Source organism: Capnocytophaga sp. oral taxon 380 str. F0488 (genome assembly GCF_000318255.2).
In the GTDB taxonomy this organism is placed as follows: domain Bacteria; phylum Bacteroidota; class Bacteroidia; order Flavobacteriales; family Flavobacteriaceae; genus Capnocytophaga; species Capnocytophaga ochracea.
The window spans coordinates 1-10,764 of record NZ_KB291239.1 but is presented as its reverse complement, the minus strand read 5'-3'; the positions used below and the strand labels follow the sequence as shown (position 1 = coordinate 10,764).

Here is a 10,764-nt window from a genome sequence, read left to right as displayed (position 1 = left end):
CTCATTTTCTCATTTCCTCATTTTCTCATTTCCAAATTCTCCTATCTCATTGTTTTTAAGTATTTATCTTTAGGTAGTCGTACTTTTTTAAGATAAAAACGCATCAGGGCATTGCAGTTTGCATTTTGTTTTATATCTTTGTAGCGTTAAAAAGAGACAAAAATGAACGATTTTCTTAACACTCAGGAATCCCAAAAGAACAATCGCACTAAAAACATTATTGGAGTAATAGTGGGTGTGGTGTCTTTTATTGTGGTATTTTTAGCAGCATTCTTTACGACGCGCTATCTCACAAGCTCCTTCTTTTCAAAAGCTAAAAACGATTTAGTTACCGATGAAATGAAGAATCAAGTAGCCGAAATAAACCGGCAATTACCACAAATAATAGAAGAGGGGGTGCGCTTAGATAGTGTTGCCCTAAAAGGAGAAAGAACTATGGGGTATTATGCTACCCTCTTTAATTTCGATTCCGAAGAAGTAGAGTTTGACGCATCAGTAGCTAAGGAAGCCATTGTACAAAACCTAAGAACCAATCGCGGGAAGATGCGTTTTTTCATTGATAACAATATAACACTGTACTATTATTACTACGATAAAAACAAAAAAGTTGTAACCGAAATAGAAATAGCCCCATCACTCTACAAATAACTAACGATTAAAAACTAATAACTAAACACTAATGAATATTATCATTGCCATTGATGGCTATTCCTCAACAGGAAAGAGTACTACTGCCAAAGCCGTAGCCAAAGCGTTGGGCTACGTCTATATCGATACAGGTGCGATGTACCGCGCCGTTACTTATTTAGCCTTAGAAAAAGGCTATGTTTCTACCTCGGGCATCGAAGTAAAACCGCTGATGAAAGCCCTGCGAAAGTCGGAAATAAAGTTCGTATACAACCCTGAGTTAGGATTTTCTGAAATTTATTTAGACGGTAAGAATATCGAAAACGAAATACGCGGTATTGAAATAGCCAATTGGGTGAGCGAAGTTGCCAAACAACCCGAAGTGCGCACTTACTTAGTAGACCTTCAACGCAAAATGGGTAAAGATAAAGGTATTGTAATGGACGGACGCGATATAGGTACAACGGTATTCCCGAATGCTGAACTTAAAATATTTATGACCGCTAGCGAACAAGTGCGCGCCCAGCGCCGTTATAAAGAGTTACAAGCCAAAGGCGATAAAGCATCGTTCGACGAAGTGCTTGCCAATATCCAGCACCGCGACCATATCGATACTACCCGTAAAGAGTCACCTCTCAAAAAAGCCAATGATGCCATAGTTATCGATAATACCAATCTTACGATAGAGGAACAAGTACAAAAAATCTTAGCATTTGTTAATTGTTAATTGTCAATCGCTTTGTATTTTTTCTTACTATAGAGGAACAAGTGCAAAAAATCTTAGTATTTGTCAATTGTTAATTGTCAATTGTCAATTGTTTTGTATCTTTGCCCCCAAAATAAAGAAAAGAACTATGTGCGAAAATCAACATACGTGTGGCTGTAGCAATGCCGAAACCCGTCATAATTGGACGAAAGAAGAAATAATGGCTATTTACAATAAACCCCTAATGGAGTTGCTCTACGAAGCCGCTACCGTGCACCGTAAATATCACGACCCTAACTCGGTACAAGTCTCTACACTTCTCTCTATTAAAACCGGAGGTTGCTCCGAAGACTGTGCTTATTGTCCACAATCGGCGCGTTACGAAACCGAAGTAAAGATAGAAAACGCCGATATGATGAGTGTTACTCACGTAAAAGCCCAAGCCCTCCGCGCTAAATCAGCAGGAGCTTCACGTGTGTGTATGGGGGCAGCGTGGCGTAACGTAAAAGATGGTCCCGAATTTGAGCAGGTGCTCGAAATGGTGCGTACTATCAATAAGCTGGATATGGAAGTGTGCTGTACACTCGGTATGCTTACCGAAAATCAAGCCCAACGTTTGGCGGAAGCGGGCTTGTATGCTTACAATCACAACCTCGATACGTCAGAAGAATACTACAAAGAAATCATTTCTACCCGTAGTTATGACGACCGTCTCAAAACGATTGACAACGTGCGCAAAACCAATATCACTGTGTGCAGTGGAGGGATTATTGGTATGGGTGAATCACTCGAAGACCGCGCCGGAATGCTCGTAGCACTCTCTACGCTCAATCCACAACCCGAGTCAGTGCCTATCAATGCCTTAGTGCCCGTAGAAGGAACACCTTTGGAAGACTGTGAGCCCGTAGATATCTTCGAGATGGTGCGTATGGTAGCTACCGCACGTATCGTGATGCCACAATCGCAAGTGCGCCTTTCTGCAGGTCGTACCCAAATGAGCCAAGAAGGACAAGCTCTCTGTTTCTTTGCGGGAGCCAACTCTATTTTCGCAGGCGATAAGCTCCTCACCACTCCTAACCCCGATATCAATGAGGATATGCAAATGCTCGGTGTACTCGGTATGCGTATTCAGAAACCTTTTGAAACGCATCCACAGCCTCATACGGTAGAAGCAGAAGATTCTCAATATCACTCCTTAGGCGAAAACCCTAAATGGACGCGCCCTAACCATAAAATAGAGCGCAACGAAGGAAAAAGAGTACGAGCTACACACTAATATCACAATTGCTTTGCGAATTTACGTTCTACACTTTGCCAAAGTTTCTTGCCAGTGTGGCTCTTATCTTTGACGAAGTTGAAAAATCGCCTAATTAATTCACAGATTTGTTAATTTACAAAGAAATAGACAACTTTTAATTGTTAAACTATGGATACAACCACATTAAAAATAACTTTTAATCCCACAGAATTATCCATATTTCAACCATTGTTTGATAAGTTTAAACTAAAAACAACAGTTGTAGAAAGAGCAGATGATTTTAGTGAGCTTACTGAAGAAGACCTTAGAAGTTTAGCTCTTTCAGAAGAACAATCAAGATTAGGAATGTTAGTGGATAGTTCTGAAGTACACAGAAGGGCTACAGAACGAAGAAGACAACGTTATGAAAGTAAAGTGGACTCAAGAAGCTGAAAGAAATTATAACGATACACTTGATTATTGGGACGAAAGAAATGGTAGTTTTTCTTACTCCGATAAAATTACTAAGGCTTTGATAGATTTAGAAAAAGAGATTTCAATAGATCCGTATGCCTTATCGTATTATAACAAAGACCTAAATATTTATAGGCGAACTATTCTAAAAGGAAAATTTCTTGTTTATTACAAAGTTGATAAAGAAAAAAATATAATAGAAATACGCCATTTTAGAAGTTCTAAACAGAAACCTTTGTTCTAAATCACCTAATTAATTCACAAATTTTCTAATTATCTAATTCCCTAATTTTCTCTATGAACTCCGAAATTCTCAAAGAAATCATTACAACCCCAATGCCTTATGGCAAGTACAAGGGTACTATGATTGCTGATTTACCTTCCTATTACCTCGAGTGGTTTAGCACTCAAGGATTTCCCAAAGGAAAATTAGGAATGCTATTGGCTACTACTTTCGAGATAAAAACTAATGGTCTACAAGAGATAATAGATAAACTAAAAGAATATGTTAGTCAAGAAAGTTAACGGAAAGCAACCTACCTTTGGAGAAGGTTGCTTTTTTGCTGAAAATGCTACCCTTACCGGTGATGTGCACTTAGGCGACCACTGTACGGTGTGGTATAATGCGGTTATTCGTGGCGATGTAAACACTATTTGCATAGGTGATGACACCAATATCCAAGATGGTGTAGTGATTCACGCTACCTATCAAACACACCCTACAACCATTGGCAATCGCGTTTCCATAGGGCATAACGCTATTGTACACGGCTGTACTATCGAAGATGATGTGCTTATAGGTATGGGAAGTATCGTAATGGACGGATGTGTGGTAGAAAGCCATAGCATTGTAGCTGCTGGAGCCGTAGTACCTCCTAATACCCACGTCGAAAAAGGAAGCCTTTATGCTGGCGTTCCTGCTAAAAAACTCAAAAATATTACCGATGAACAGAAAACTCTCATCGAGCGAACTGCCCTAAACTATCCCAAATATGCAAGTTGGATAGAAAAATAGAGAATATGCTACGTATTGATTATCAGTATTAAGCATATGTTATTTAAAATTATTCTACTATTTATTTGGATGTATTCAAAATAATATATACCTTTGCCCCACTATTAGTAAAGGAATATAATAGTAGTAAAGTCTTTATATTTCGTTTGCGATTCCTTGTGAAGTCTGTATTCTTTTTTAGTGTTTTTAATAGTTGTTACCTTTTCTTCACAAGTGAATTAGTTAGTTTTACATATAAAAGTCCAGTGTGCTACACACTGGACTTTTTTTGATTTTACAGTATTATTTTTGTGTATTAGCATAAAAGTAGTATCTTTGCCATTATTTTTAAACTAAGAAAACCGATGAAAAAAATTATTGTAGCTGTAATGCTTATGTTTTTCTCAGCAAAAACATTTGCCCAAAGTGATTTCCGCCAACATCAAGTAAACTTAAATATCTTGAATGTTATATGGTTAGCTTCTGTAGAGTTAGGTTATGAACATTACATAGCTCCTAATCAGTCTATCGAAGGAACAATTTTCTTTAACGACCGCTTTTCTGTATTCCCTAGAAAAAAAGGAGAGAAGTACAGAGCTACTAGTATTCAAATAGGATATAACTATTATTTTGAAGAAGACGGAGGCACAGGGCTCTATGTAAATCCTTTTATCAAACAACGCTTTGGAACATTCTCTGAAGATGGAGTAAAAACGCGTTTGGATAGTTTTATCTTAGGTGTAGGGGCAGGTTACCAATGGAATCTCGACGATACCTTTATCATCGCTCCTTTTGCAAATATTGCACGAAACTTTGGTAAACAAGTTAATGAAAAAAAGAAGTTCTGGGCTATCGAACCTAACTTTGGTATTAAGATAGGATATAAATTCTAAATCTATTATCTATTAAAAAGGCTACCCCAAAGGTAGCCTTTTCTATTTTATATCCTCATCACTTTTCTTATACAGAAACTCCATATTCTCTTAGAGCATCATTTAGTGAAGTTTTCTTGTCGGTTGAGGCTTTACGCTGCCCGATGATAAGCGCACAAGGCACTTGGTAATCACCTGCTGGGAAGTGCTTGGTGTAACTACCAGGAATTACTACTGAGCGTTCGGGAACATAGCCTTTCAGTTCTTTAGGTTCATTGCCCGTTACATCAATGATTTTAGTAGAGGCTGTAAGCACTACATTAGCACCAAGTACTGCTTCTTTACCTACGCGCACTCCTTCTACCAAGATACAACGCGACCCGATGAAAGCCCCGTCTTCTACTATCACAGGGGCTGCTTGCAAGGGTTCTAATACACCCCCTACACCTACGCCACCACTCAGGTGCACGTGCTTGCCTATTTGAGCGCAACTGCCCACAGTAGCCCACGTATCTACCATTGTACCTTCGTCTACATACGCCCCTATATTCACATAGCTGGGCATCAGTATAGCTCCTTTGGCGATAAAAGCACCACGACGTGCTACAGCAGGTGGTACTACGCGCACTCCTTTCTCGTCGTAGTTGTGTTTGAGCGGAATCTTATCGTGAAACTCAAAGATACCCACCTCTACGGGTTTCATATTTTGGATAGGGAAGTAAAGCACTACAGCCTTTTTCACCCATTCGTTTACTTTCCAGCCATTGGCAGTAGGCTCTGCCACTCGCAACTGACCTAAATCTAAGAGGTGAATTACTTCTCTGATAGTCTGTTGTACGATTTCCTCACGAAGCAGAGAGCGATTCTCCCACGCCTCATCTATCATTTGTTTTAAGTGTTCCATTTATCTAATTATCAATTGTTAATTGCTTTTATCGCTTTTTCAAGTGTTTCAATTTTCGCTAACGCATCAGCTTCTTTTTTGCGCTCATTATCTACTACTTGGGTAGGCGCTGAGTTTACAAACTTCTCATTAGAAAGTTTCTTGCGTACTGATGCTAAAAAGCCTTGTGTATAGGTGAGTTCCTCTTGTAGTTTTTTAAGTTCCTCTTCTACATTTACAGCCCCCCCGATAGGAATAAAGTATTCATTAGCTTTTACGCGGAAAGACATTGCCCCCTCTATAGCAGCGCTCACTTCGGTAATAGCCTCAAGTCCGCCCATTTTGCTAAGTACCACATCAAAACAGTTGCTCATTTGTTCTTTGTTTAATACTGAAAGGCTAAGCGGTGTTTTGAAAGGTATATTCTTCTCTTTGCGCACCGTGCGGATACCTGCTATCACTTCGGCAGCAAAGTCAAATTCTGTCAATAGTTTTTCGTCGTACGGCTGTACAGTAGGGTAGGTAGCCACGATAAGGGCTTGTTTAGGGGTACGAGGCGCTAAACTTTGCCATATTTCCTCGGTGAGGAATGGCATAAAGGGGTGGAGGAGTTTTAGTAAATTCTCAAAAGCGGCTACCACGCCCTCGTAAGTGGCTTTGTCCATCGGTTTGCCGTATTCGGGTTTAACCATTTCCAAAAGCCACGCACAGAAGTCGTCCCAGGCGAGTTTATAAATTGCCATTAGAGCATCGGAGATGCGATATTTCTCAAAATGGTCTTCTACTTCGGTGAGCACTGCGTTGAACTTCGCTTCAAACCATTGCAAAGCGAGCTGAGCGGCTGCAGGTTGTGCTACCGAGCTATCCACTTGCCATCCTTTTACCAATTGGAAAGCATTCCACAATTTGTTGCCAAATCCTTTTCCTTGCTGACAAAGGGCTTCGTCAAACAGCAAGTCATTACCTGCTGCCGATGAGAGCAAGAGTCCCACGCGTACGCCATCAGCACCGTAATCAGCGATGAGTTTGAGTGCATCGGGCGAGTTACCTAAGGATTTAGACATCTTGCGGCGTTGTTTGTCGCGTACCAATCCGGTAAGATACACATTGCTAAACGGACGCTCACCTTTGTACTCATAACCTGCTACGATCATTCGGGTTACCCAGAAGAAAAGGATATCAGGTCCTGTTACCAAATCATTGGTTGGGTAATAATACTCGATTTCAGGGTTGTTAGGCTCTAAAATACCGTTGAAAACGCTCATTGGCCATAACCAAGACGAGAACCAAGTATCGAGGGTATCCTCATCTTGTCGCAAATCGGCTTCAGTAAGATGAGCATTGCCACTCTTTTCTTTAGCCAAAGCGAGGGCTTCTGCCTTAGTTTCGGCTACTACAAATTGGTCTTTACCTTCGCCGTAGTAGTAAGCAGGAATCTGTTGTCCCCACCACAATTGGCGTGAGATATTCCAATCGCGTACGTTTTCTACCCAATGGCGATAGGTGTTCTCAAACTTCTTAGGGTATAACTTGATGCTTTCGTCTTCCAATACCGCCTTGATAGCGGGTTGGATAAGGGTGTCCATTTTTAGGAACCACTGGTCGGAAAGGCGAGGTTCTATCACGGCTTTGGTACGCTCGGATGTCCCCACTTTGTTAGTATAAGTCTCTTTTTTAGCGAGTAAGTCTTTTTCTTCTAATTCGGCTACTATCTCCTTGCGCACTACAAAGCGGTCTTTGCCAGCATAGTGCAAACCGTAATGATTAAGGGTTGCATCATCATTGAAAATGTCAATTACTTCCAACTGATGTTTGTCGCCCAACACCTTGTCGTTAGGGTCGTGGGCAGGGGTTACTTTCAGGCAACCTGTACCAAACTCTACATCTACGTACTCATCTTCGATAATCGGAATCACGCGGTTGCAGATAGGCACAATAGCTTTTTTGCCTTTGAGGTGTTGCCAACGCTCATCGTTAGGGTTGATGCAGATAGCCGTATCACCAAAAATCGTTTCAGGGCGTGTTGTAGCGATTATAAGGTACTCATTCGTCCCTTCAATTTGATATTTCAAATAATACAAAAATCCTTGTCGTTCTTCATAAATCACCTCTTCATCAGAAAGGGTGGTTTTAGCCTCTGGATCCCAGTTCACCATACGGTGACCGCGGTATATTTGTCCTTTGTTGTACAAATCCACAAACACTTTGATAACCGAAGCCGAAAGCTCCTCATCCATAGTGAATTTAGTGCGTTCCCAGTCGCAAGAGCAACCCAATTTTTTGAGCTGTTCGAGAATCACCCCACCGTATTGGTGTGTCCATTCCCACGCGTGTACAAGGAACTCCTCGCGAGTGAGGTCGGATTTCTTAATGCCTTGTTCTTTGAGTTTTGCCACCACTTTGGCTTCTGTTGCAATAGAAGCGTGGTCAGTACCTGGTACCCAGCAAGCGTTGAAGCCTTTAAGGCGTGCACGACGAATAAGTACATCTTGAATGGTGTTGTTGAGCATATGCCCCATATGGAGCACCCCTGTAACGTTAGGGGGCGGAATCACAATGGTATAGGGTGTACGCTTATCGGGGGTTGAGTGAAAATAGTTGTGGGCAAGCCAATAGGCATACCATTTTTCTTCTAAATCAGTAGGGTTGTATTTTTTGGGTTCTGTCATATGTGCTAATTTGCCAATTTCTATTCTGACTGCAAAAGTAGTAAAAAAATACCAATTACCAATTTTTAAACTACTTTTGCTCTGTCTTACTTTCTTTTTACTACTGTCTTACTTTGGGTTATTTAACTCTTTTTAACAATTCACTTTTAGCTTTTAATCATTAATAATCAACTCTCTATAAGCTTTCTATAAGCTAAGTATACTCTCCTGCTCCCTTCGACTATCTCCGATATTCTCCGAATCCGTACGAATTTTTACTGTATGCTCAGAAAACTACAATTTTCGCATTTCTGGTATTATTGGCATTATTGGCATTTTGGGTATTAAAAAATAATCTCTATTTTTGCACCTTAATTAGCAGTTCGAAGAGTCGGCAAAATGAAAAAACTCTTACTTCTTACTTTTTACCTCCTGCTCACCTCTTGCGGTATTTTCTACAAGAAAATCACTCCGCCTGAGGTAACCTATCCGTACCAGAAACCTCAAATTACTGCACTAAATGATACGTTGCGGTATTTTCAGGATAACTATATTGCAAAAAATCAACAAGGCTTGTGGGAGCTCTACCTTTCAGGAAATCCCTATCAGTTAGGGCTCAATTCGGGTGCACTTACTGAGCCTTTGTATCACCGTCAGGACAGTCTGCTCTTTGTCAAACTCAATCAGTTTGTGCCTTCACAGCGCAAACAGCGTTTTTTGCGCAAGTTCGTCAAGTGGTTCAATCGAGATATCAATAATTGTGTGATACCTCCCTTCCGGCAAGAACTCTGGGGACAAGCGCAGTACTCCGATACGATTTTTAACTACATAGCCCCTGCTTATCAGCGCACCCTTTACCTGCATTCGGCTCACGATTTAGGGCACGCTTTGCAAGATTTGATGCTCGTAGGCTGTTCTTCGTTAGCGGTTTGGGGCGATAAAACCGAAGATGGTCAACTCCTCATAGGGCGCAATTTCGATTTTTATCTCTCCGATGACTTTGCTACTGAAAAGGTAGTGCGATTTGTGCGTCCTGAGGAAGGCATTCCTTTTATGAGTTACGCTTGGGGCGGAATGATAGGTGTGCTCTCGGGTATGAATCTCGAAGGTCTTACGGTTACTATCAATGCAGGAAAATCATCTATTCCGCTGAAAGCTCACACCCCTATTTCGCTCCTCTGCCGTGAAATCTTGCAGTATGCCAAAAATATCGATGAGGCGATTGCCATTGCCAAAAAGCGAAAGGTATTTGTGTCCGAAGCTATAATGGTCGGGAGTGCTACCGACGGCAAAGCAGTAATCATCGAGGTATCACCCAAAAAGTTTGGGGTGTACGAAGCTCCTAATGCAGTGCTTTGCGCCAATCATTTCCAAAGTGAAGTGTACAAGAAAGATAAGAAGAATCTCAAACAGATACGCACTTCGCATTCAGCGTATAGATATGCCAAAATGCAGGAGTTCCTAACAGAAGAACCTAAGCTGAACCCCTTTAAAATAGCTACACTCCTCCGCAGTACCGAAGGCTTACACGCCGATTCCATAGGCTATGGCAATGAGAAAGCGCTCAACCAGCTATTGGCACATCACGCAGTAATTTTTAAACCTCAAGAACGCTTGGTATGGGTATCGACAGCTCCTTATCAGTTGGGCACTTTTGTAGCCTATGATTTGAAGCAGATATTTGCTACCAAAGCTTATCCGTCGCACAGCCCTTATCCTCAAACTTCCCTAAATATTCCGCCCGACCCTTTTATGTACACCCAAGCGTTTAAGGATTACGAAGCGTATAGGGTATTAGAGCAACAGATAGAAACACATTTGCGCGAACATACCCCTATTGTAATAGACGAAGTAAAGCCCATAACAAGTCTCAACCCGCATTATTGGAAAGCCTATTATTTATTAGGTCGAGCTTATCAAACACAAGGTAACAAAGAAACCGCACACCAACTCTTCCAAAAAGCCCTCCAATGCGAAATACCGTATAGTGAAGAACGAGAAAAGATTCAAAAGTTAGTCAAAAAAATTAGTAATGTGAATCAAGGTTTGAGAAATGATTGTCTCTGATTTACAATTTCATAGTCGTTTTTGCGTCACATCTCCCTCTTTGGAGGAAGCCAGCGAAAGCTGGGTATGTGTAAGGGGGGAGGTTTATAATCAATAAGTTAATTCACCCTGCTGTTTATTTGTTTGATTTTTTTAAGATTTGTAATATTTCTGTAGCGTAAGCTACACTTTTAATTAGCATCAGTTTGATATATATAACGCTGATTTACGGTTGTGTTTACGTTATAATCAGTGAAATTTAAGCAACTCGTTGCTA

The 10,764-nt window shown here is 40.9% G+C and carries 11 protein-coding genes; 9 read left to right on the top strand and 2 right to left on the bottom strand.

Going from position 1 to position 10,764, the window contains the following annotated elements; translation table 11 throughout:
• Positions 1-162: 162 nt before the first annotated feature.
• From HMPREF9078_RS10305 to HMPREF9078_RS10270, 8 genes are all read left to right on the top strand, one after another.
• Entirely contained in the window at positions 163-648 is a 486-nt protein-coding gene (locus HMPREF9078_RS10305) for a hypothetical protein (protein ID WP_009420622.1), read from the top strand.
• A gap of 31 nt (positions 649-679) precedes the next feature.
• Entirely contained in the window at positions 680-1,354 is a 675-nt protein-coding gene (cmk, locus tag HMPREF9078_RS10300; protein ID WP_002675478.1) for a (d)CMP kinase, read from the top strand.
• A gap of 127 nt (positions 1,355-1,481) precedes the next feature.
• Positions 1,482-2,609 (top strand): biotin synthase BioB, encoded by a 1,128-nt coding sequence (bioB, locus tag HMPREF9078_RS10295; protein WP_009420621.1) that lies wholly within the window; start codon positions 1,482-1,484, stop codon positions 2,607-2,609.
• Positions 2,610-2,759: 150 nt separating this feature from the next.
• Entirely contained in the window at positions 2,760-3,023 is a 264-nt protein-coding gene (locus HMPREF9078_RS10290; RefSeq protein ID WP_002675485.1) for a hypothetical protein, read from the top strand.
• Positions 2,995-3,288 carry a type II toxin-antitoxin system RelE/ParE family toxin gene (locus tag HMPREF9078_RS10285; protein ID WP_002675487.1) on the top strand — a complete coding sequence of 98 codons (294 nt, stop codon included), beginning with the start codon at positions 2,995-2,997 and terminating at the stop codon, positions 3,286-3,288. The genes HMPREF9078_RS10290 and HMPREF9078_RS10285 overlap by 29 nt, the downstream gene beginning before the upstream one ends.
• A gap of 53 nt (positions 3,289-3,341) precedes the next feature.
• Positions 3,342-3,569 (top strand): DUF3820 family protein, encoded by a 228-nt coding sequence (locus HMPREF9078_RS10280; protein ID WP_002675489.1) that lies wholly within the window; start codon positions 3,342-3,344, stop codon positions 3,567-3,569.
• Positions 3,550-4,059 carry a gamma carbonic anhydrase family protein gene (locus HMPREF9078_RS10275; protein WP_009420620.1) on the top strand — a complete coding sequence of 170 codons (510 nt, stop codon included), beginning with the start codon at positions 3,550-3,552 and terminating at the stop codon, positions 4,057-4,059. The genes HMPREF9078_RS10280 and HMPREF9078_RS10275 overlap by 20 nt, the downstream gene beginning before the upstream one ends.
• 344 nt (positions 4,060-4,403) lie before the next feature.
• The gene (locus tag HMPREF9078_RS10270; protein ID WP_009420619.1) at positions 4,404-4,931 is read left to right on the top strand and encodes a DUF3575 domain-containing protein; all 528 of its coding nucleotides are present in this window, start codon (positions 4,404-4,406) and stop codon (positions 4,929-4,931) included.
• A gap of 67 nt (positions 4,932-4,998) precedes the next feature.
• On the opposite strand, the gene HMPREF9078_RS10265 is transcribed toward HMPREF9078_RS10270, so the two are convergent.
• On the bottom strand, positions 4,999-5,814 hold the full coding sequence (locus HMPREF9078_RS10265) for a 2,3,4,5-tetrahydropyridine-2,6-dicarboxylate N-succinyltransferase (RefSeq protein ID WP_009420618.1): 816 nt from the start codon (positions 5,812-5,814) through the stop codon (positions 4,999-5,001).
• Between the two features lie 11 nt (positions 5,815-5,825).
• Positions 5,826-8,462: a valine--tRNA ligase gene (locus HMPREF9078_RS10260; RefSeq protein ID WP_009420617.1), complete on the bottom strand. Its 2,637-nt coding sequence runs from the start codon at positions 8,460-8,462 to the stop codon at positions 5,826-5,828.
• A gap of 378 nt (positions 8,463-8,840) precedes the next feature.
• Between HMPREF9078_RS10260 and HMPREF9078_RS10255 the strand changes: the two genes are divergently transcribed.
• Entirely contained in the window at positions 8,841-10,508 is a 1,668-nt protein-coding gene (locus HMPREF9078_RS10255) for an acyl-CoA--6-aminopenicillanic acid acyl-transferase (RefSeq protein WP_009420615.1), read from the top strand.
• Positions 10,509-10,764: the final 256 nt, after the last annotated feature.